The sequence below is a fragment of the Pseudomonas sp. LH1G9 genome (assembly GCF_002949975.1).
Classification (GTDB): Bacteria; Pseudomonadota; Gammaproteobacteria; order Pseudomonadales; family Pseudomonadaceae; genus Aquipseudomonas; species Aquipseudomonas veronii.
In genome coordinates, this window is sequence record NZ_CP026880.1 from 3,049,913 (window position 1) to 3,072,165 (window position 22,253).

19 protein-coding genes and 1 pseudogene are annotated in these 22,253 nt (G+C 62.8%); 7 read left to right on the forward strand and 13 right to left on the reverse strand.

The window, feature by feature from the left end; all coding sequences use genetic code 11:
- The first annotated feature begins 12 nt into the window (after positions 1-12).
- From C5F70_RS13955 to C5F70_RS13980, 5 genes are all read left to right on the forward strand, one after another.
- Complete coding sequence (locus C5F70_RS13955; protein ID WP_046483329.1) at positions 13-840, forward strand: helix-turn-helix domain-containing protein; 828 nt, start codon at positions 13-15, stop codon at positions 838-840.
- Between the two features lie 189 nt (positions 841-1,029).
- Positions 1,030-1,758, forward strand: a complete 729-nt coding sequence (locus tag C5F70_RS13960) for a response regulator (RefSeq protein WP_102618303.1) — start codon at positions 1,030-1,032, stop codon at positions 1,756-1,758.
- Positions 1,755-2,858 carry an ATP-binding protein gene (locus C5F70_RS13965; RefSeq protein ID WP_017846976.1) on the forward strand — a complete coding sequence of 368 codons (1,104 nt, stop codon included), beginning with the start codon at positions 1,755-1,757 and terminating at the stop codon, positions 2,856-2,858. The genes C5F70_RS13960 and C5F70_RS13965 overlap by 4 nt, the downstream gene beginning before the upstream one ends.
- Before the next feature lie 293 nt (positions 2,859-3,151).
- Complete coding sequence (locus C5F70_RS13975; RefSeq protein ID WP_104903561.1) at positions 3,152-3,514, forward strand: hypothetical protein; 363 nt, start codon at positions 3,152-3,154, stop codon at positions 3,512-3,514.
- Entirely contained in the window at positions 3,502-4,422 is a 921-nt protein-coding gene (locus tag C5F70_RS13980) for an ABC transporter six-transmembrane domain-containing protein (protein ID WP_026140021.1), read from the forward strand. The genes C5F70_RS13975 and C5F70_RS13980 overlap by 13 nt, the downstream gene beginning before the upstream one ends.
- 7 nt (positions 4,423-4,429) lie before the next feature.
- Here the strand turns inward: C5F70_RS13980 and C5F70_RS13985 are convergent, their stop codons facing one another.
- The 9 genes from C5F70_RS13985 to C5F70_RS14025 form a co-directional block, all read right to left on the reverse strand.
- Complete coding sequence (locus C5F70_RS13985) at positions 4,430-5,371, reverse strand: helix-turn-helix domain-containing protein (RefSeq protein ID WP_017846973.1); 942 nt, start codon at positions 5,369-5,371, stop codon at positions 4,430-4,432.
- A 76-nt stretch (positions 5,372-5,447) separates the two neighbouring features.
- Positions 5,448-6,227 carry a 2-keto-4-pentenoate hydratase gene (locus C5F70_RS13990; protein ID WP_017846972.1) on the reverse strand — a complete coding sequence of 260 codons (780 nt, stop codon included), beginning with the start codon at positions 6,225-6,227 and terminating at the stop codon, positions 5,448-5,450.
- On the reverse strand, positions 6,224-7,831 hold the full coding sequence (locus tag C5F70_RS13995; RefSeq protein WP_017846971.1) for a bifunctional 3-(3-hydroxy-phenyl)propionate/3-hydroxycinnamic acid hydroxylase: 1,608 nt from the start codon (positions 7,829-7,831) through the stop codon (positions 6,224-6,226). The genes C5F70_RS13990 and C5F70_RS13995 overlap by 4 nt, the downstream gene beginning before the upstream one ends.
- A 63-nt stretch (positions 7,832-7,894) precedes the next feature.
- Positions 7,895-8,497: an amino acid synthesis family protein gene (locus C5F70_RS14000; RefSeq protein WP_017846970.1), complete on the reverse strand. Its 603-nt coding sequence runs from the start codon at positions 8,495-8,497 to the stop codon at positions 7,895-7,897.
- A 15-nt stretch (positions 8,498-8,512) separates the two neighbouring features.
- Complete coding sequence (locus tag C5F70_RS14005) at positions 8,513-8,962, reverse strand: VOC family protein (RefSeq protein WP_026140020.1); 450 nt, start codon at positions 8,960-8,962, stop codon at positions 8,513-8,515.
- 11 nt (positions 8,963-8,973) lie between these two features.
- Positions 8,974-10,014 carry a YCF48-related protein gene (locus C5F70_RS14010; protein WP_046384088.1) on the reverse strand — a complete coding sequence of 347 codons (1,041 nt, stop codon included), beginning with the start codon at positions 10,012-10,014 and terminating at the stop codon, positions 8,974-8,976.
- Between the two features lie 12 nt (positions 10,015-10,026).
- Positions 10,027-10,821, reverse strand: a complete 795-nt coding sequence (locus C5F70_RS14015; protein ID WP_017846967.1) for an SDR family NAD(P)-dependent oxidoreductase — start codon at positions 10,819-10,821, stop codon at positions 10,027-10,029.
- A gap of 26 nt (positions 10,822-10,847) precedes the next feature.
- Positions 10,848-12,338, reverse strand: a complete 1,491-nt coding sequence (locus C5F70_RS14020; RefSeq protein ID WP_017846966.1) for an aldehyde dehydrogenase family protein — start codon at positions 12,336-12,338, stop codon at positions 10,848-10,850.
- An 11-nt stretch (positions 12,339-12,349) separates the two neighbouring features.
- Entirely contained in the window at positions 12,350-13,891 is a 1,542-nt protein-coding gene (locus C5F70_RS14025) for an acetolactate synthase large subunit (protein ID WP_017846965.1), read from the reverse strand.
- Between the two features lie 262 nt (positions 13,892-14,153).
- Between C5F70_RS14025 and C5F70_RS14030 the strand changes: the two genes are divergently transcribed.
- On the forward strand, positions 14,154-14,912 hold the full coding sequence (locus tag C5F70_RS14030) for an IclR family transcriptional regulator (protein ID WP_104903562.1): 759 nt from the start codon (positions 14,154-14,156) through the stop codon (positions 14,910-14,912).
- Positions 14,913-14,939: 27 nt separating this feature from the next.
- Here the strand turns inward: C5F70_RS14030 and C5F70_RS14035 are convergent, their stop codons facing one another.
- From C5F70_RS14035 to C5F70_RS14050, 4 genes are all read right to left on the reverse strand, one after another.
- The gene (locus tag C5F70_RS14035; RefSeq protein ID WP_177410556.1) at positions 14,940-16,262 is read right to left on the reverse strand and encodes a hypothetical protein; all 1,323 of its coding nucleotides are present in this window, start codon (positions 16,260-16,262) and stop codon (positions 14,940-14,942) included.
- A gap of 89 nt (positions 16,263-16,351) precedes the next feature.
- Positions 16,352-17,701, reverse strand: a complete 1,350-nt coding sequence (locus tag C5F70_RS14040; protein ID WP_104903563.1) for an aminotransferase class III-fold pyridoxal phosphate-dependent enzyme — start codon at positions 17,699-17,701, stop codon at positions 16,352-16,354.
- An 11-nt stretch (positions 17,702-17,712) separates the two neighbouring features.
- The gene (locus tag C5F70_RS14045; protein ID WP_104903564.1) at positions 17,713-19,134 is read right to left on the reverse strand and encodes an aldehyde dehydrogenase family protein; all 1,422 of its coding nucleotides are present in this window, start codon (positions 19,132-19,134) and stop codon (positions 17,713-17,715) included.
- A gap of 84 nt (positions 19,135-19,218) precedes the next feature.
- On the reverse strand, positions 19,219-20,667 hold the full coding sequence (locus C5F70_RS14050) for an APC family permease (RefSeq protein ID WP_017846960.1): 1,449 nt from the start codon (positions 20,665-20,667) through the stop codon (positions 19,219-19,221).
- Between the two features lie 344 nt (positions 20,668-21,011).
- Here C5F70_RS14050 and C5F70_RS31540 point away from each other — a divergent pair.
- Positions 21,012-22,157: pseudogene (locus tag C5F70_RS31540) on the forward strand (cache domain-containing protein); the annotation flags it as partial.
- Between the last annotated feature and the right edge of the window lie 96 nt (positions 22,158-22,253).

Here is a 22,253-nt window from a genome sequence, read left to right on the forward strand (position 1 = left end):
GAAGGTTCCGTCATGGTCAACCTGTGTGCGCCGAGGCCGCGGCACCCAACCGCCTACGAACAACCCTGGTTCGTACTCAACTCATCGCGGTATTCGGTGATGCCTTCCGAGCACCCGGCGATCTCGCATTTCTATGCCTTCGATGTCGCCCAATCGACCGACGTGCTGGCGGTGCCGGATGGCTGCGTGGACATCGTTTTCGACTGCGATACCACACGTCCCACCGTGCGGATCTGCGGCACGCCGCTGGAGGCGCAGCGCGTCGAACTGCATCAGCATCATCACTACTTTGGCGTGCGCTTTTCACCGGGGGTCATTCCAGGCTTCATCAACGTGCTGGCCGCGGACCTGACCGAACAGGAGCTGGATCTGCTCAAGGTCTCGGGGTTTGCCCAGCGCATGTTCGAGAACATCGTGCAAACCCCACGGTTGGAAGAGCAGATGAGGCTGTTCAATGACTACCTGGCCCCGCGCCTGATGGGCAGGACCTCGAAACTGACGGCGATGGTGATTCAACAGGCCCTGGTGCATCGCGGTGACCTGCGCATTCAGCAGCTTGAAGACCTCAGCGGCTACACCAGCCGCACCATCCATCGCCAGTTCAGCCAGGACACCGGCATGTCGCCGAAGATCTTTTGCCGCATCATTCGCTGCCAGGCGGCCCTGGAAACATTGAATACCCAGCACGATGTATCCTTCTCGGAACTGGCGCTGGACCTGGGCTTCTCCGATCAGTCACACTTCCTGCGCGACTTCAAGAAGCTGGTCAGTACGACACCCTGTGACTACCAGCGCAAAATTGTGCAGAACGCCTACAGCGACCGCATCAGCTTCGCCTGAACGCACCGCATCAGGCAGCGTTCACCTCCCTCCCCCGCGCGACGAAAAATAAACCTGCGTCTCCATCATTTCTCCATAAAACCTACGCTGAAAGTGCATGCTTGCCGTGCATCATCCAACCCGTTGCCAGAAAACCGCGCGCCGTTGCAGCATTGTCCGGCAGCACAGGGCACATCGACCGAGCAGAACATGACCGAATCACTCGTTACATCAACCGCTAATCAGGCACTGATCCTGATCGCCGAAGACGAACCGGAAATCGCCGATATCCTCACGGCCTATCTCAAACGCGCCGGCTTTCAAACCGCGCATGCGCAGGATGGCCGTCGCGCACTCGAACTGCACCAAACGCTCAAGCCCGACCTGGTGCTGCTCGATGTACTGATGCCGAAACTGGATGGCTGGATGGTACTGGCGGAGGTTCGTCACCGCGGCAACACGCCGGTCATCATGCTGACCGCACAGGACCAGGACGTGGACAAACTCATGGGGCTGCGTATTGGCGCCGACGATTACATCGTCAAGCCGTTCAACCCGGCCGAGGTCGTCGCCAGAACCCAGGCGGTGCTGCGCCGCTGCGTCGACAATGGCTATTTGACGGGGCGCAGCGTGCTGCGCGTGGACGCCTTCGAAATCGACATCGACAACCATGACGTGAGCGTCAGCATCGACGGGCAGAAACACCCATTGAACCTGACCGTGACCGAATTCAAGTTACTCGCGCAATTGGCAAAGGCGCCCCGGCGCGTGTTCAGCCGCGCCGAGTTGCTGGCCCTCTGCTCGCCCGAGAGCGACAGCCTGGAGCGCACGGTCGACAGCCATATCAGCAAATTACGCAGGAAAATCGAGGACCTCGGACTGCAAGGCGTACCGGCCAGTATCCGCGGGGTCGGCTACCGGTTCGGGAGCCTGCCATGAAAGGCGCCAACAGCTTGAGTCGGCAGATTATCCTGTCGATGTCGGCCGTGGTCCTGTGTGTGATAACCCTGGCGATTGTCGGGACCTATGTCTTTTATGGGCTGCTGTGGTCGTTTGCTCCGCTGAGCGACGCGGAAATGGATGAGTGGCTGCCCAGCGGCATGGAGTGGGCCTGGATGAGCCTGATCACCTGCGTCAGCCTGGGTGTCGGCGTCGCAGCGGCGATCAAGTTGTCCCGGCGCATTCTGATGCCCTTGAACTCGGTGGCGGCCAGCCTGCGCAGGCTGGCCGATGGCGACCTGGATGCCCGCGCAGTGGCGCCGGATCAATCCTTGGGCGAAGCCGCCTTATTAGTGGATGACTTCAACAGCATGGCCAACCGATTGAAACGCATGGCCGAAGAACAGGCGTTCTGGAACGCAGCGATCGCCCATGAGTTGCGCACGCCGCTGACCATCTTGCGCGGCCGCCTGCAGGGGCTGGCCGAAGGTGTGTTCGAGCCGGACACCGCGCAGTTCTACAGCCTGCTGACGCAAGTGGAAGGGTTGACGCGCCTGGTTGAAGACCTGCGCGTGGTTGGCCTGGGAGACAGCGGCTACCTCAAGCTCGAACCCGACTACGCCGACCTGGCCACCGACCTGGAAGCCGAAGCACGGTTGTTCGAATCGAGCCTGCGCAGCGCCGGCTTCGTGCTGCACCTGGACCTGCTCAAGGGGCCGATACGCTGTGACCGCGCGCGGATTCGCCAGGCGTTGCTGGCGCTGCTGGACAACATCCGCCGGCATGCGACGCCGGGCAACGTCTGGGTGCAACTCGGCAGCCAACACTCGCGCAACTTCCTGAGAGTCACGGATGAGGGGCCGGGGGTGGACGACGCTTTCGCGACGTATATTTTCGATGCGTTCCAGCGCGGCGAAAGTTCTCGCTCCCGTGCCCAGGGAGGCAGTGGGCTGGGCCTGGCCGTGGTGCGCGCGATTGCCATCGCCCATGGCGGCACGGTGAGCTGTCGGACATCGATTAATGGCGGCACCGTGTTTGAACTCAGTTGGCCAACAACAACGCAGAGCCTGGATACCGACACGGAGTCTACTGAGGTGTAACTGCATATAACGCCAAACTCGCTTGAATATTCAAACCGACAAAGGTGATGGCATGCGCCTCTCTATTTTTATAGTTAATAGAGCCACGAAATATCGCCACTTTGCCTTACTGAACTCACAAGGATGTTGTATCGCGTTCAAGAGCTGCGAAAGGATGCCAACTCAGGGCGAATGGGTCGAAATCACAGCAATCAATCTTGCCTGGTTCAATCAAACCCTTCCAGGCCACGGGCGCCGGGACAATGAAGCAACACCTGGCAAATGACGTTCAATGTTTTACGCGGACAACTGTTATGCCGACTCTGCATTCCGCTCGCCCCCTTGTTGACTCGAAACAGCTGGAAGCGTCACTGACGCTCTACACACTCAAACTGCGAAAGTTGCAGCGCTTCTGGATTCCCCTGCAGAAGTACGCGCCGCATTGCGTATTGGCGTTGTGGTTGATTGGTGTGAGCGCGTCGTTGATCACACAGTCTTATTGTCACTGGCTGATTACAGCGCCGGCCATTTGCATATTGATCGCCATGGAAATCGTTATCGAAGAAGTGCAGATCAATTTGTTATTGATGACCGAGGAGGCGCGCTATCTGCTCGGCGTCGCCCGCGGCATCTATCCTCCCATGATGCGCTCGACAGGTGGCCCATGCCGTCCGTAACCCCTAGGATCGTGCTCGAAGAAAGCAAAAAGCTCGGTCAGCAATCCGCCAGCCAGACCCTCAAGGCCATTGCCAGGGCCTACCCCGGCAAGCTGTTTGCGACCTTGTCGCTGGTGGCGCTGGAAAATGCACTGCTGCTCGCCTACCCGCTGTTCGCCGGGTTTGCCGTGGACTCGATCATCCGTGGCGATGCCGCCAGCGCATTGCTCTATGCCGGCGTGGTGCTGGGGTTCTGGGTGGTGGGGGCGGCGCGGCGCGCGCTGGATACGCGCACCTTTACGCGCATCTACGCCGATCTTGCGGTGCCGGTGATCCTCAATCAGCGCCTGGAACGCCAGAGCACGTCCAAGGCGGCGGCGCGGGTGGTGCTGGCGCGGGACTTTGTCGACTTTTTCGAGAAGCACGTGCCGATCATCGCCACCGCGCTGGTCTCGATCATTGGCGCGGCCGGCATGTTGCTGGTGATCGAGCCATGGGTTGGCGTGGCATGCCTGCTCGCGCTGCTGCTGTGCGTCACCGTGATGCCCGGCTTCGCCCGGCGTAACCAGCGCTTGCATGAGCGCTTGAACAATCGCCTGGAAAAGGAAATCGGCATGGTGGAAGCCGTCGGCGCGCATACCCTGCACCGTCATTATCGCCTGCTGTCGCGACTGCGGATCCGCTTGTCGGACCGTGAGGCCATCGCCTTCCTGTCCATTGGCATTCTGGCGGCGCTGCTGTTTGTGGTTGCTATCACGCAACTGGCATTGTCACCGGCCGTAAAAGCCGGGCATATCTATGCGGTGATGACTTACCTGTGGACCTTCGTCAGTTGCCTGGATGAAGCCCCCGCGATGATCGACCAACTGGCGCGGCTCAAGGACATCGGCAAGCGCGTGAACCCAGGGCTTGGCGAGGCGGCGGACTGATCGCGCATCAGCGCTCGGCCCTGCGCGTTTCCGAGGGCGACTCGCCAAACAATTCGCGGTAATGCGCCGCGAAGTGACTCAGGTGAAAAAAGCCCATGGCCACGGCGACCTCACCGACGTTTTTCTCACTGGCCGCGGTCGCGATCAACCGCCGCCGGACCGCGTTGAGGCGCAGATTGCGCAGGTACTCGACCGGGCGCAGGCCGGTCACCGCCTGAAAACTGTTCTGCAGGGTCCTGCGGCTGACGCGCAATTGCTCGCACAGATCGAGGATGCTCAACGGGGTATCGCCACTGGCAACGATCAACTCCTGGCAACGCCGGACCAGGTAGGCACTGACGGCGAAATTGCCGCGTCGGCAACGCACCTCATCGCTGGCATGGGTGAACAGGTCCAGGAAGGTGCCGAGCAGCTCATCTTCCAGGATCTTTTCCGAGACGGCGCTGATCGCGTCGGTATGTTCCAAAAGGTGACGAAACAACGGGTGAATACGCTGGTGTATACGCAGCAGTAACGCCTCATCCACACGCAGCTGAGACACAGTGGTCAGGCGTTTAAGCTGCTCGCCGGATAACTCGAAAGCCGCCAGTTTGGCAAAGCGTACCGCGTCGACGTTGATCGCGAAAAAATGCGTGCCTTCCGGGGCATGCAATACGAACTCCTCTGAATCGCGCAGCAGCACCACGCTCTGCGCGTCCACTTGCTGCCCTTGCACCACCGGTGCGCTGCCCAATGACATGGCGGCGCACAACCGGCCTTTGGGCGAGGAACCATGCTGCACCACACGCTTGTCCAGCACCTCCTGGAAGATCTGGAAGCGATCGCAGGACAACTGGCGCAGTTCACTGGTGAGGCAGCCACGGCCCAGTTGGTCGTAGATCTGCTGCCAGCCCTGGATCGAGCCGGCGTGCTGTTGAGGATCATTGAAGGTTCGGACTTCAGCGAGCATATTCGTCGTTCCTCGGCGGCCTGTGTCTGGTCATTGGCCTGAAGGGGGCTCAGTCATCCCTGACGGCAGCTGGCATTCACACGGGCACAGTGTCCGCCCGGAAAATCAAAGCCAGTTCCGTGCCAAGCATCTGCAGACGATAGGTTCCCGGCTGTATATCGATCGGTGCCAGCAACGCGCCCGACAGCACCACCTGCCCAGCCTCGATACGGTGACCGTCCGCCAGGAGCCGGCGCACCAACCAGCACAGATTGAACAGGGGGTTGTCTTCCCGAGCCTGCGTATCGCCGCTGCCCAGGTGAACCCCTTCGTGCTCCAGACGATAGGGCACGCAGGCATGCTGTTGCGGCTCGAACGGCGACCTCGGCCCCACACAGTAAAGCCCCGCCGCCGCGTTATCGGCGAGGAAGGCGCCAAGCCCGAAACGCCAGCCTTGCCATCGGCAGTCGGCGATTTCGAACGCGGGCGCCACCTCGGCGATGGCCGTCAGAATGTCCTGGTCGCGGTAGTCCCCCGGCGCCAGCGCGTGCCCGAAGACGAACGCCAGTTCGACCTCCAGCTTGGGCTGGATCAGCCGCGCCAATGGCACCGCACTCCCCGGCTCAACCTGCATCGCCTCCGTGAGGCCGCCGTACACCGGTTCGTCGAGAGCAAAGCGTGCTTGCGCGGCGCGGCCGGCGAAGGCGACCTTCCAGCCGCTCGGTTTCTCCCCGGCGGCCACGCGTCGCTCCAGGGTCTGGCGCAACAACGCGTAGCCTTGCTGCCGGTCCAGCGCCTGCGGTGCCAAAGGCGCTATGGCATGAGCGCTGAGCCTCGCTTGGCGCAGTTGGCCGAGTACATCGTCGGGCGTGCTCATGACAGTTGCTCCGCCAGCTTGCGCAATACACCGTCAAGCCGCTCTGGGGTGGTAATGGCCGCGACAAAGCGGTCCGGACGCACCACGACGATGCAGTCGCGCACCTTGGAGAACCACTCGGCCAGCCGGTTATCCACGTCCTCCACACTGATCGCGTCCATCGCCGTCAGCGGCTGGTTGCGCCCCACGCCGCTGCGCGAACGGTTGACCTGGATAAAGCGCGTGTTCCAACGCGCCCAATACGCGGCCATGTCCTCGCTCAGTGGCGCCCGGGGATTGGTGCGGTACCCCAACACGGCATACGAGTTGCCCAGCATGTCGTCGAGGCGCCGACGTTGGCCCTGGGCATCTTCGATGTAAGGCTGCACGAACAGTTGCCCGACCAAATCGTCTTCGCGCAGCTCGGCACGCTCGTGATAGACCAGGCCTTGGGTGATGGTGGCCTTGGGTTTGAACTTGAATTCCAAGAGGTGCGAGCGCAGGTTGTCGACACTGTTGACCGCCTGGAACAGCCAGTCGCGCACGCCGGCCATCAGCGGGTTGGTCAACCCCAGCACGGCGCCCATGTTGTCGGCCAGCGCCACCAGCTCGGTGGCGTGGCCGCGGCGTTCCTGGTCGTAGCTGGCGAGGATCGACGGCGCCGCGCGGCCCTGAATGATCGCCGCCAGTTTCCAGGCCACGTTGGCCACGTCGCGCAGGCCGGAATTGAGGCCCTGCCCGGCCCAGGGCGGCGAAATATGCGCCGCATCGCCGACCAGCGCGACCCGCCCCTGGACAAACCGCGCCGCAACGCGGGAGTGGTGGGTGTAAGCGCGGATCCGGATGATGTTCAACTGATCCACGGCCGCGCCGATATGGCCGCGGATCAGTTCACGAATCGTCGCCTCGTCGCACATCTTCGCTTCGTCTTCGCCCTCCAGCAGCATGAACTCCCAGCGCCGCTGCTGATAAGGCAGGTAGATGCACACGAAGGGCCGTTGCGGATCGGCATGCAGGGCGGTGTACGGCGCATCCAGGGTGTCGTTGGCCGTATCGACCACCACCCATTTGCGCGGATGCGTGAGCCCGAGCAGTTCGACGCCCAACTGTTTGCGCACGGTGGAGCGCCCGCCGTCGGCGCCAATCACATAGTCCGCCTGCAATTGGTAGAGCTCGCCGTGGGCATCGCGCACCTGCAAGGTCACGCCCTGCTCGTCCTGCTCCAGTTCGAGCAGTTCATGGCCCTGGCGCAATTGGACGCTGGCGTGCTGCACGAGATGTTCGCGCAGGGTGCCTTCGAGCAATTGCTGCATGAAGATGTTCCGCATCGGCCAACCGTACTGCGCGACGCTCGGCTTGACTTCGGCGAAACACACGCCACGCGCGTTGTAATAGCGCAGCGGTACATCGCAGATCATGTCACGTGCGGCCAGCTCGGCAATGCCGATCCCCTGCAGCACGCGCAGCGCTTCATCGTCCATGCCGACTGCGCGGGGATAAGGCAGGATGCCGTCGGCCAGTTCAAGGACGACGCAGTCGATACCGTACATCCCCATATAGTGTGCGGCGGTGATCCCGTTCGGGCCGCCGCCGACAATGACCACCTGGGTTTTGTCCTGCTTCATCGCTAGTCACCGCTTTCTTGTTGTGGTGTTGATCGGATGCCACGCAAGGCTTTGCGCCCGGGCTCAGTGCAGCCCGTCGAGACCTTGCACATCCGCCGCCTGCAAACCGCCGAGCCGTGCATGCAGGCGTCCGCGCGTGGCGAAGGCCCAGATCACAATGACCTCGTCCGGCGAAGGACCGTCACCGAACATCAGCGACATGCTGTCGTAATGGGAGCGCACATACAGCGCGTCCTTGTGGGCCAATGGCACATCGATGGTCGAGCCCGGGCCGCCGCGCTTGCCGGTGGACGGCACCCAGGATTTGCCACCGCCCAGCGCGACGCGGATCGGATCGGCGGCAGGGTTGGTCAGGAACGCGTTGCCGTGCTCGTACTCGCCCGCGCTGCCCACCAGGATCGCCTTGCCGTAGCTGACAATCTCGTGCTCGCCGGCCAGTGCGTTGATGCGCCGGCCGAACTCTTCGCCCAGCAACGGCGAGTCGTCCACCAATGCATCCAGCGTCTGGCTGAAGCGGCCGGCATAGGGGTTGGCAATCACTGCGGCGATGGCGTACTTGTACACAGGTTCGCCATCGGCCAACTGGCCGGTTTCGTTGGCCAGGGTTTCTTCAATGAAGCTGTACCATTTACGGATGTGATAGCTGGCGAAATTCGCGGTTTTCATCAGAGCTGCCTCTATTCAAAGTGGGTCGAGTTTAAAGTTCCGGCTCGGCGCGCCGGCGGCCTTGAAGCGGGCCTTGCCAAGTGCGTCGTCGTGCTCGGTCTCGAGAAAGAATTCCATGCGATTACAATCCGGATCGTGGAAATACACGCCATGGCCGATTTCGTGATCGGTGATTTTCACCACCTCGACGCCTTTGCTCAGCAACATGCCGTAGAGCTGGCGCAGGGTGGTCATGTCGCCGGCGATTTCCAATCCGTAGTGCTGCAACCCCAACCCGCCCTGATGGGCGCCGGGTTCGGCACGAATCAACGCAATGTCGTGGTGCTTGGTGCCAAACGCCATCATCACCCAGCTCTCGCCACGGGCACTTTCGTGCATACCCAGGATGTCGGCGTACCAACGTGCTGACACATCCGGATCACTCACCCATAGCGATAAGTGAGTACGAAGGACTTCGACTTTCATCACGCACTACCTCAGTTTTTCTTGACGATGGATTGATGCCCCGCCTTGATCTGCGCCACGGCGGGGGTCCACAGCACGTCAGCGATCTCACTGAATTCGCGCCACTGCTTCTGCCAGCCGTCACCGCCGTTCTCGGAGGTGAACAAATGGCCGTACTTGGTGCCCGCGACGATTTGCCGAGGGTTCGCCGGGTTGAAGGCGATAGCCCACACACAGGAATTGGGCTGTTGCGGCAGCGGCAACACCTGCCAACTGAGCGCGGCATCATGGGAGACCAGGATCTTGCTGGTGGTGCCCGGCGTGCCGTCGGAGATGCTCAGGTACAGCGTATCCTGCGTGCCCAATGGCGCACTCATGGCGCGCGCGTAATACAGGCCAAACGCTTCGCGGGCGACGATGCCGGTCCAGGTCAGCCCTTCATCGAGGCTGCGGTAAACCGCATTGACGCAAACCACCACGATGACTTTCTCACCGTGATTGGGCAGGACCAGGATGTTGTGGATGTCCGAGTTGAAGTCCCACAGCAGCCGATCATCGACGCGCATCCAGCTTTCGCCGCCGTTACGCGAATGGAACAGCCCGCCCTCCTCAAGGCCGAACCACACCTGGTTGCGGTCGGTGGGGTCGTAGGCGAAGGCCAGCAACCGTGGACGACTGACGCCGTCACAGAACTCCGGGATTTCCACCGGCGCGCGATCCCAGCTCAGGCCGCCGTCCAGGGTGCGCCACAGCTCGGCGCGCGAAGGCGCACCGGTGCCGACGAATATCCGCAGAGCATCCTGCGGGTCGACCGCCACCTTCCACACGGTCTGCCCGTTGAACGGTGTGTCGACCTGCTGCCAATGGCCGCCGGTGTCGTGGCTGACGCACAAACCAATGTCGGTGCCGGCATAAATCACGTCCGGCGTGCCGGGGTGAAAGCTCAGCGAACGGGTGATCGCATCGAACTCCAGATCCTGCCCGAGACCGAGACGATGCCAACTGCGGCCATCGTCGGCGCTACGGATCACGGCCTGGCCGACGGTGGCGACTAATAGGGTTCCGTTACTCATCGCAGTTACTCCTCAGATGAAGATGCCACGGGTCAGGCCGCCGTCGATGCCGATGGATTCACCGGTCACCGCGCCAGCCTTGGGGGACGCCAGGAAGCCGATCAGCCAGCCCATTTCAATGGGCGCCAGCGTGCGGCGAATCGGCGTTGCGTCGATGTAGCCCTGCTCGACCTGCTCCGGGGTCTTGCCCTGCTTGATCCCTTCGCGCTCGTACAGCTCGCGGATGTGCGGGGTGTCGACCACGCCCGGGTGGATCAGGTTGACCGTGATGCCAAACGCGCCCAACTGGTCGGACAGGGTTTTGGTCATGTGCGCGATCGCCAGGTTGCGCATCCCCGAGAGGACTTTGCTGCTGCGCCCGGTGAGGCCGCCGATGTTGATGATGCGACCGAAGCCACCCGCCTTCATGTGCGGGGTCACGGCCTTGGCACAGCGGAAGTAGCCGATCACTTTGGTGTTGAGGTCCGACAGCAACTCGTCGTCGCCGGCATGCTCGATGTCATTGCGCACCACGCCCGACGGCGCCGCGGCACCGTTGACCAGGATGTCGATGCGGCCGAAGTGCTTGTGCGCGGCGGCGACCATTTCCGACACGGCCGACATATCGTTGGTGTCGCAGAACAGCGGCAGTACTTCGTTGCCGGTCTGCGCGCTGATCTCTTCGGCGGCCAGCTGGAGAAACGCCATGCGCCGCGCACAGATCACCACCTTGCAGCCTTCTTCGGACAGAAAGCGCGCAACTTCCTTGCCGATGCCCATGCCACCTCCGGTGACAATTGCCACGCGGCCTTTCAATTCCAGATCCATAGCAGTTCCTCTTGTGATTATTCTGTTCAGCCGAGATCGACAAACACACTTTTGGTCTCGGTGTAGGCGTCGATAACGTTCTTGCCCATTTCCCGGCCCCAGCCGGATTGCTTGTAGCCGCCGAACGGCGAAGCCGCATCGACCACGTTCCAACAGTTGATCCACACCGAACCGGCCTGGAGCTGCGCCGCCAGGCGGTGCGCCGAGCGCAAGTCGCGGGTCCACAGGCCGGCGGCCAGGCCATAGGGCGAGTCGTTAGCGCGCAACACCAGGTCATCGACGTCGGTCCAGCTCATGACGGTGAGCACCGGGCCGAAGATCTCTTCGCGGGCCACGCAGGCACGCTCGGCACGGTCGAGGAACACGCTCGGCTGGATGAAGTGCCCGCGTTCCAGGTGCTCGGGGCGGCCGCCGCCGCAAATCAGTTCGGCGCCCTCCTCCTGGCCGCGCTGCAGGTAGCCCTTGACCGTATCCAGCTGCCGCGCGGACACCAGCGGGCCCATGCTGTTGGCCGGGTCCAGGCCGTTGCCGAGGACATGGGCGGCAGCGTGGCGCTGCAATTCTTCGAGCACCTGATCCAGCACGCTGGCGTGTACGTACAGACGCGATGCCGCCGTACACACCTGGCCCTGGTTGTAGAAAATCCCATCGGCGGCGCCCTTGGCGGCGCGCACGATGTCGGCGTCGGGCAAGATGATGTTCGGTGATTTGCCGCCCAGCTCCAGCGAGACCTTCTTCATGTTGCCGGTGGCCGCCTGGGCGATCAGCCGCCCGACCTGGGTCGAGCCGGTGAAGGCGATCTTGTCCACGTCAGGATGCTGCGCCAGCGGTGCGCCGGTCTCGGCGCCCAGGCCGGTGATCAGGTTGACCACACCCGGCGGGAAGCCCGCCGCCTCGATCAACTGCACCAGCCGGATCGCCACCAGCGGCGTCTGCTCGGCGGGCTTGAGCACCGCCACACAGCCGGTGGCCAGCGCCGGGCCGAGCTTCCACACGCACATGTTCAGCGGGAAGTTCCACGGCACGATCAAGGCGCAGACGCCCACCGGCTCGCGCAACGTGTAGTTGAGCATCGGTGCGCCACTGGCCGGCGACACCGGCAGCGTGCTGCCTTCGATCTTGGTCGGCCAACCGGCGAAGTAACGAAGGATGCTGGCCGCGCTGGCCGCCTCGCCGCGTGCGTTGGCAATCGGCTTGCCGTTTTCCAGGGTGATCAGTTGCGCCAGCTCTTCGCGGTGCTGGTCGAGCAAGTCCGCCAGGCGAAACAGCAACACGCCGCGCTGGGCCGGTGACTGCTGCGCCCAAGCCCCCGTGAATGCGGCGCGGGCGGCGGCTACGGCCGCATCCACATCGCGCTCGTCGCTGCGCGCGACTTCCGTGAGTGTTTCTTCGGTGGCCGGGTTTTCCACCGCGAACCGGCGACCGCTGGCCGCGTCTTGCCAGGTACCGCCGATGAACAGACGGCCGGGTTGAGACAGGAACGCCTGGACGGCGGGTAACACGTCAAGCTGATTCATCATCGACTCCTTCACAGTGCCATTTCGATCAGGCAAGGGCCCGCATCGGCGGCGGCATTGGCCAGCGCCCGTTGCAGTTCGGCATTGGTGTGTACGGTACGGGCCGGCACGCCGTAGCCGGTGGCCAGGGCTTTCCAGTCGATCCGCGGACGGTCCAGCACGGTCAGGCTGAGGGCTTGCGGGTCGAGTTCGGTCATGCCGAAACGGCGCAGTTCGTTCTGCAGGATCGCGTAGCGGTGGTTGGCGGCGATCAGGATCACCACCGGCAATTGCTCGCGGGCGATGCTCCACAGGGTTTGAATGGTGTACTGCGCGCTGCCGTCCGATTGCAGGCAAAACACCCGGGTACCGGGCTCCGCCAGCGCGGCGCCGAACCCGACCGGAATGCCCTGGCCAATCGCGCCGCCGGTGTTGGTCAACACACGGTGCCGCGCCGCGCTGGCGGAGGCGGTGAAAAACGGATAGCCGCAGGTGCCCCCTTCGACCGAGACAATGCAGTCGTCCGGCAGCGCTGCGGCCAACACTTGGCCGACCGACTGCGGCGTCAACGCGGCCTCGCCTGGCGGCAGCTCGATCCCCCGCGGGGTCGGCACATAAGCCGGTGCATTCAGCGCGTCGGCCAGCGCGGTCAACGCCCCGGCCACGTCGTCGCCGACTTCGGCCAGCGACAGCAAGCGCTCACGCTCGGCCAGACGCGACGGAATACCTTCGTAGCCGAAGTAACTGATGGGTTCCGGGACACCGGCACAGACCACCTTGTCGTACTGCTCGAGGATCTCGATGGCCACTTCCGGGAAGTACGGCAGGCGGTCCAGGTCCGGCAAGCCGCCGCCCCGGTAGCTGAGCCGGGGAAAGGTTTCGGCGAACAGCCGCACACCGGGCAATTGCGCCAGCCGCCCTGCCGCTTCCAGGCCAGCAACCGACAAGCCTTGATCACCGACGATGAAGACCAGCCGCTGACCATCACGCAGGGCCTGCGCCACCGCTTCGATACGGTCGCCGGCAAAGCGGCGGATCGGCGCCTGCATCCGCGTGAACACACCGTTGTGCGTCACCGCGGCGGCTTGCAGGTCCATCGGCAGGATCAGGCTGGCGATCTGGCCCTTGGCTTGCCAGGCGGCACGCACGGCTTCCTGCAGGTCCTCACCGATCGCCGAGGCGGTGCGCGACGTGCGAACCCAGCCGGACACGGTGCCAGCCAGGGCCTGGATATCGCTGGCCAGGGGCGGGTCGTAGTTGACGTGCCATGAGGCGTGGTCACCGATCACATTGACGATAGGCGTGTTGGCGCGCCGCGCGTTGTGCAGGTTGGCGATGCCATTGGCAAACCCCGGGCCCAGGTGAGTCAGCGTCATCGCGGGCTTGCCGGCGATCCGGCCGTAACCGTCCGCCGCTCCGGTACAGACGCCTTCGAACAACGACAACACCGGCTTGAGGGCGGGCGCGCTGGCCATGGCCGCCACCAGCGGGATCTCCGTGGTTCCCGGGTTGGCGAAGCAGTACTCGATACCGCTTGCCGCTGCCGCATTCACTATCAGTTGCGCACCATTCATTATCAGCCCTCTCGCTTGAGCATTTTCTTTGATGAGATTTATCACATACAAAATCACATCAAACAAGCTATTTTTTACCATTTGTCTCTACTTATGAGATAAATGCCAATTAATCGGTTATGAAAAGTGCGGCGACGATTGCTTTTTCGCTTAACTGCGATAGTGTGGCGTGACGGCCCCCCATCGGGTCGGCCGTCTTTTCAGCGCGGGCGGGCGTGCCTATAGTGCTCACCCGCGTGCCATCCCCTTTTCTAGGAACGAAATGAGCAGTCTGAGCAAGTTGTTGAGTGTCCTGGACCTGTTCGGTCCGCAGACGTTGAAGATCGATCCGGACACCATCGCCGAGCGCATGGGCCTGTCGCGCGCCACCGTGTATCGCTACGTCAAGGACCTGTGTGACGCCGGCCTGCTGACCCGCGTGGATGCCGGCAGCTACGGCCTGGGGCCGCGCGTGATCGAACTGGACTGGATGATGCGCCAGTACGACCCCATCCTCCTCGCCGGGCGCGAGCTGATGCACGAACTGTCCGCCCAGACCGGCCTGGCCGTGTTCGCCAGCGTTTTTTATGACGGGCGCATCATCAACACCTACATCGCCGAACCCAGCGACACCTACCACTTCTCCTTTGGCCGCGGACACCCGCTGCCGTTTTTTCGCGGCGCGCAATCCAAGGTGCTGATCGCCTTTCAGAAAGGTCGACGCTTGCAACGCCTGTTCGAAGAACACATGGCCCACGACCCGGACAGCCCATACGACTGGGCCAGCTTCGCCAAGGCCGCGAAAAAGATCCGCAAGGACGGCTACTGCCTGACCCACGACGAACTCAACCTGGGCCTGACCGGCATCGCCGCGCCCATCATCCGGCCGGATATGGACGAGGTGGTCGGCAGTCTGTCCGCCGTCGGCAGCAGCCAGAGCTTCAAGCTGCTGCGTCAGGAAACCGTGATCGAAATGGTGATGGACACCACACGGCGAATTGCCGAAAACATGCGCAACCCACCGAGCGCCCCCGCGCCCTGAGGGTCAGGAACGCGACGGCCGTCAACCTCAGAACGGCACGGCGACCGTGAGTTGGCTGTACAGGTTGGTGCCATTGCCGACCGTCTGGTTGCCGCCGCTGGTGGAGTCCTGCTTCGGCTTGTAGAGGCCGATCAGCGGCGTGACGATCAGGTGCGGGTTGACGGCCCACTCGACGTAGACGTCCAGCTCCCGCGCGTCGAGGTTCAGCGCATTGCTTTTGCGCAGCGTATCGAAGTCGAAGTACAGCGCGCCGACCGTCAGGTTCTCCAATGGCGTTGCCTTGAGACCGACGTGATGGATACCGGTGTTGCTGTTGAACGGGCCGGCATAGTTGGAGGCCACCTCGCCCTGGAACCAGGTGCCGTAACCCGTGCTGAGCCCGGTAAACAGCGAATCCCACTTCTGCGAATAACGGGTATAGCGATAGGTGACTTTCGGCGCCCAGGCGATGTCGGCAAAGGTGTAGCCGGCTTCGCCGTACCAGGCTTTTTCAGGCCCGGTGTCTTTGTCCTGCCAGGCATACTCGAATGCCAGGCTGACGTTCGGCAGCCCGGCATCGCCTTCGCCGCGCACGCTGTAGACATTCATGCCTTTGCGCTGGCGCTGAAAATCACTGGCCCAGCGCTCGTTCACATCGATGCCGTGCACCCAGGTCAACCCCAGGGTGCCAGGCTTGGCGGTGTAATCCAGGGTGCCGGCGGCCAGTTCGGTTTCAGCCTGGGCGCGGTTGTCGGACTTGAGCCACAACACGCTGCCATGCACGCCATCCTGCCCGCCCAGGCGCAGGACCGCGGTTTGATCGAAGGCATGCCGCGCCGCCAGGTAAAAGGCCCCGCCACGGTTCAGCGCACCATCCGCCGGGCCCTTGCCCAGGTTCGGCCCATCGTCGTTGATCAGGAAACCACGACCGAGCTTGACCACCTGGCGCCCACCGGAAATATCCACACCGTCCTTGCCCAGTGCCGGAAACAGGTCGCCGGAACGCCAGCCGAAGTAAGCGTCTTCAATTTTCGTGGTGCGTTCGGTGCCGAGGGTATTGCCGGCCGGATCACCGTCGCCCCAGGTCGCGGAACTGACCAGCGAGAACGCGCCATAAGCCGTGCCTTTGCCCGCCAGGGCCTGGTCGCCGCTCAAGCCGTATTTGATGAAACCTTCGCGCCAGGTCGAACCGCCCGGGGTGCCGTTATAGTTTTTGCGACTGTTGAACTGACCGAATACGGCGGTCATATCGGCGTTGAGATGTCGGCTCTCGTCGCTGTAAATCTCATAGGCCTGGGCCTGGCCGACGGCGCAAAGCGCCAATGTGGCAGCCAGGGTGCCGCGGCGAAAGGGAGGGGATGGATACCGCATGGTTGAAACTCCTTGAGGTGCGCCTTCAAAGGCTGTCTTAGGTATTCGCATAACACTGGCGCAGCCGCGCTGCGCCAGGCTCGCAAGGGCTAGCCGCAAGCGGCGAGCGCGGTGTCCAGCGCCGCGACGATCAATTCGGCCTCCGCGCCCGTGAGGGTCAGCGGTGGCGAAAGAACGATTTTGTTGCCGATCGGCCGCACCAGCACCCCGGCGCGACGCGCTTCGTCAGCGATCCGCAAAGGCTGCCCGGCCGCCGGGTTCAGCGGTTCGCGGGTGGTTTTGTCCGCCACCAGGTCGAGGGCAATCATCAGGCCCTTGCCGCGCACTTCACCGACCACGGCGTAACGCTCGGTCAGTGCTTGCAGCTGTTCGAGCAATTGCCCGCCGACCTTGGCGGCGTTGCCCGGCAGGTCCTCGGCTTCGACGATATCCAGCACCGCCAGGGCGGCCGCGCAGGCAGTCGGATGCCCGCTGTAGGTGTAGCCGTGCATGATCACGTTGCTGAAGCCTTCGCCGTGCTCAATCGCGTCGACGATGCGCTGATTGAACAGCGTTGCGCCCAGCGGGATATAACCGGCGGTGATGCCTTTGGCCAGGCACAGCATGTCCGGCGCGACACCCCAGCCGCGGCTGCCGAGCATGCAGCCCGAGCGACCGAAACCGGTGACCACTTCGTCGGCGATCAACAGAATGCCGTGGCGGTCGCACACCTCACGCAGGCGCTTCCAGTAGTCGTCCGGCGGCACGATCACGCCACCGGCGCCTTGCACCGGTTCCGCGATCAACGCGGCGATGGTCTGCGCGCCCAGCAAGGCGATCTGATCTTCAAGCTGGCGAATGCAGTGTGCGGTCAGCGCTTGCGGGTCCCGGCAGTCCCAAGGGTTGCGATACAACCATGGGGTGTCGAGCAAATGGCATCCGGCCAACAACGGCCCGTGGTTGTAGTGATAAACCCCATTGCCGCCCACTGACGTGCCGCCCATGTGTACGCCGTGATAACCGTTGCGCAGGGACAAAAAGCGCGTGCGCCCCGGCTCGCCGCTGGCGATCCAGTACTGGCGGGCCATTTTCAGCGCAGTCTCCACCGCATCGGAGCCACCGGAACTGAACAGCACGCGCGTCATCTGCTCCTGGGCGAACATCGACGTCAGCCGCTCGGCCAGGTCGAACACCCGCGGATGGGCAATGCCGTCGAAGGTCTGGTAATACGCCAGTTCGTCGAGTTGCGCGGCAATCGCGGCCTTGACCGACGCACGGTTGTGCCCGATGTTGACGTTCCACAGGCCACCCACGCCGTCGAGCATGCGCTGGCCGTCGATATCGGTGATGTAATTGCCGTCGCCACGGGCAATGATCAAGGTCTTCGCGCGATGCGCCGGGGCGCTGGAACTCATTGGGTGCCAGAATTTCTTCTGTGCGGTTTTATATTTTTCGTACATGGTTCAGGCCCTTATTCAGCGTCACGCTTGTGGACAAACAGCAACTGTTGCCCGGTGAATTCGAGCAGGCCCTCAAGGCCGAACTCGACACCGAACCCGGACATCTTGCTGCCGCCGAACGGCGTGTTCGGCTGGATGCGGGCATGGCAGTTGACCCATGCCACGCCGCTTTCCAGACGGCTGGCCAACGCCGTCGCCTGTTCGACGTCCGGCCCCCAGACCGAGCCGCCCAAGCCCATGTCGCCCGCATTCGCGCGACGCAGCACGTCTTCCACATCCTGATAGGCGATCAACGGCAACACCGGGCCAAACTGCTCCTCGTCGACCAGCCGCTGGCCGTCGGTGACATCGGCGACCAGCGTCGGCGGGTAAAAGAACCCCGGATGGTCCAGGCGCGCACCGCCGCACAAAATACGGGCGCCGTGCTGCCGCGCATCGTCGACCAGGGCCTCGACCAGTTGCAGTTGCTCGAGGTTCTGCACCGGGCCAAACGTGACCCCAGGCTCCAGGCCATCACCGACCACCTGCCGTTCGGCGATGCGGGTCAGCGCCTCGGCAAACGCTTGGTATTGGGATTCATGAATGTACAAACGCTTGAGGGCGGCGCACGTCTGCCCCATGTTGAGGAAGGCCGCCTGGAAAATCTCTTCGGCGACTTCATCGACCGGCGTGCCAGGCAGCACGATCGCGGCATCGTTACCGCCCAGCTCGAGGGTCAGTCGCTTGAGGTTGTTGGCGGCGCCGCGCATCACGCTTTGCCCGGTGGCGGTCGAGCCGGTGAAGACAATCTTCTGAATCCCCGTGTGGGCGGTGATCGTACTGCCGAAACCTTGCTCACCGGTCACGCAATTGATCACACCGCGGGGCACATGCCGAGCGATGATTTCCACCAGGCGCAAGGTGCTCAACGGCGTCAGGCTCGAGGGTTTGCTGATCACGCAATTGCCGGCGCGCAATGCCGGCATGATGTGCCATATAGCGATCATGAACGGCCAGTTCCACGGCGTGATCGAAGCCACCACGCCCAGCGGCTTGCGGTGCAACTCGACACGCTGGGTGGGGGTTTCTTCCACCAGTTCCACCGCGATCTCTTGCCCGGCGGCATAGCGGGTCCAGGCGGCACCGCCCATGACTTCGGAGAATGCCAGCTCCAGCGGTTTACCTTGCTCGAGAACGATCAGCCGGGCCAGTGCCTCGGCGTCCCGCTCAATGTCTTCGGCGATCGCCAGCAGGCGCTCGCAACGCAGCGCGTGAGTGCTGTGCCGCCACGTCTTGAAGGCCGCCTGGGCAGCCGCCACCGCCTGGTCCAGTTGCGCCAGGGAACCGGCCGGGCACTGTGCGAATGCGGTGCCGGTGGCTGGGTTGATCACGTCAAACTGCCCGTTTTCACCGGCAACCTGAACCCCGTTGATCAGCATCGTGTAATGGTGCATGTGCAATTTTCCTTTAACGCAGGCACGCCTTGTCGGACACCGACAAGCGCACAGTTCGCAGTAGAGTTGTACCGGGTTGATGCCTTAGAGCTTGTGGCTACCCAATGCCAGGAACCGCTGTGGCGATACCTTGCGCAGCCGCGCGGCGAGAAAGATGCCGCCGAGCAGGGCCAGGGGGATGACGGCGCACAGGCTGTACGACAACAGCTTGCTGGCGCCCGTGAGCACATCGAAGTGCGCCACTGCCAGGATCAGCACCATCAGCAATGCCAGGCAGGACAACCCCGGCAGAATACGCCCGCGCAAAGCGCCGACCTTGAGCTCGGGATGCCGGTGAAAATACACACACACCGCGACCGAGGTCATCGCCATCAGCAAAATCACGCACAGGGTGGCGAGGTTGGAGAACCAGGCGAACAGTTGCAGGATCGGGTCCGCATCCATGGCGGCGAAGATCAGCACCACCACCGCAGCGATCAGGCTCTGCAATGCCGACCCCATATGCGGGCTCTGATGCACGCGGTGGGTGGTGCCCAGCAGACTGTGCAGCAAACCGTCACGCCCGATCGCGTAGAAGTAGCGCGCGGCGGCGTTATGGAACGCCAGCAGCCCGGCGTAGATACTGACCATGAACAGCACGCGGATAATCTGGGTCAGGTGAGGACCGACAAAGTGATCGGACATGCCGTAGATAAAGGTCGTGGGGTCCTGCAATGCTTGCAGCATCGGCACGATCTTGTCGGTGCCCACACCGACCACCATCGCCCAGACCGACAGCGCATAGAAACCACCGATCAGCAGCACCGAGCTGTAGGTGGCAATCGGAATGGTGCGTTGCGGGTTCTTCGCTTCTTCGCCGTAGATCGTGGTGGCCTCGAAGCCGATGAACGCGGCGAAGCAGAACAGCAGGCCGATCGACGGGGTGCCGCTGAACACGTGCTGGCTGCTGAACGAGTCGAGATTGATACCGCTGTCGCCACCGGTCCTGAGAATCGCGAAGTCGAGGGTAAGGATTGCCAGGTACTCGGCGATCACCACGACTGACAAGACCCGCGCGGACAGATCAATCTTGCGATAACCGAGGACCGCAATACTGGCCATCGCCATCAGCGAATAAGACCACCAGGGCATCACTAGGCCAAACACGCTCTCCATGGTGCCGCTGACCACGCCACCGAACATGCCATACAGGGCGATCTGGAGAATGTTATAGGCAAACATCGCCAACACCGCCGCCGCGCCGCCGGCCAAACCGCCCAAGCCGCGCGAGGTGAAGGCATAGAAACCACCGGCGTTGGTCAGGTGACGGGACATGGTGGTGTAACCCACCGAGAACGCCAATAGCACCAGCAACGCCAGGATCAGCAATGCCGGGGTGCCGGCGCCGTTACCCAGCATGATACCAATCGGAAAACCGCCGGCGATGACACTGAGAGGGCTCGCCGCCGAAATCACGAAGAAGATGATGAAGCCGACGCCCAAGGCGCCTCGCTTCAACTCCGTGGAGCTGTTGACCTGAATAGATACACTCATGTTATTGACCTTATTGTATGAGGCAGTCGCTGTGGGGTGGCTCCGATCAAGGCTCTATCGGCACCGGGTAGCGCTTTTATTTTTTGGCTTGCACGCTGTATTCGATCCTATGCCCCCCTACAAACCCCTCGCTATCCCAAATCGGTAGCATCGCCTGCATCGCCCCAAAACAGTTCAGCGTCCAGCACCGTTCCCCGCCGATTTGGGATAACCCCCCGGATGTTCATCCCTGCACTCTAGTGTCGCCGTGCTATGCCCGGATGTCGGCTAGCAACAATAAGAAACGACGGCGCCCACCAGGCTATTACAGCCCATAGAGCGCTCACGCGCAGGAACCCCCAGCCATGCCTTTTGCTCACCTGACTATTCAATGGCGCATCACACTCCTGAGCGGGCTGTGCCTGCTGGCCGTTGTCGCCGCATTGACCGGCGCCTCTCTGTACCAGAATCAACAAAGTGCAAAACTGCTCAAGGCACGCAGCACTCAGTTGCTGGCGCAAGCGGCCACGGAGCACTTGCAGGCCCAGGCGGTTGCCCACGGTCAGCAGGTTGCGCGTTTTTTCAATGAGACGGCGCTGTATGGCGAAGGCTTCGCGCAACAGGTCCTGCAACTGCGCGAACAAACCCTCAATGGCCGCCTCTCGGCGACACAACTGCGCGAGACACTGGTGAACATTACTCGCCAGACACTGCTCAAGCGCGACAAAGTGCTCGGCCTGTACGTGGTGTTGCTGCCCGATGCGCTGGCAGGTGCCGACGCGCAGTTCACCGCGCAACGTGCGTTGGCAGGCAACGAAACAGGCCGGTTCGCGCTGTATTGGTCGCAGAGCCAACCGGGGCAATTGGTCCAGGAAGTACTCACTGAGCCGCAAATCACCGCCAACCATGCGCCGGCGGGCAGTGAGCCGGAAAACGCCTGGTACGTCTGCCCACAGGCCCAGGGCCGCACCTGTGTGGTGGCGCCCTATGAAAGCGAGGTGGAGGGCCGCAAAGTCCTGATGAGCAGCATTTCGATTCCACTGATCGCCAACGGCACGACGATCGGCGTGGTCGGCATGGACATCGGCCTCGATACCCTGCAGAAACTCGCGGCCAACCTGCGCCAGGATCTGTATCAGGGCGCCAGCGCAGTCAGCATAGTCGCGAACTCGGGCCAGGTGGCCGGGCGCAGTGGCGAGGTCTCGGGCGCCAGCATCGACATCAGCCAGGCAGTCCAGACCGTAGCGGGCAGCCCACCGTGGACGTTGCAGCTGAAGGTCCCGCAAGCCGTGGCGCAGGCCCCCGTTCGGCAGATGCAGAGCGAATTGGATGCCCAACGCCGTCAGGCCAATTGGCTCAACCTGGGCCTCGGTTTGCTCGCCAGTTGCCTGGGCATGCTGCTGATCTGGCTGGCGGCCTACGGCGTGACGCGCCCGCTGCTGAAGGTGGCCAGCCTGCTTGATGCGATTGTCGACGGCGACGGTGATCTCACCCAACGCCTGCCGGTGGCTCGCCACGATGAGCTGGGCGCACTGAGCAACGGTTTCAACCGTTTCCTGGACAAATTGCAGCCGATCATCCGCGACATCCAATCCGCCTCGCGGGAC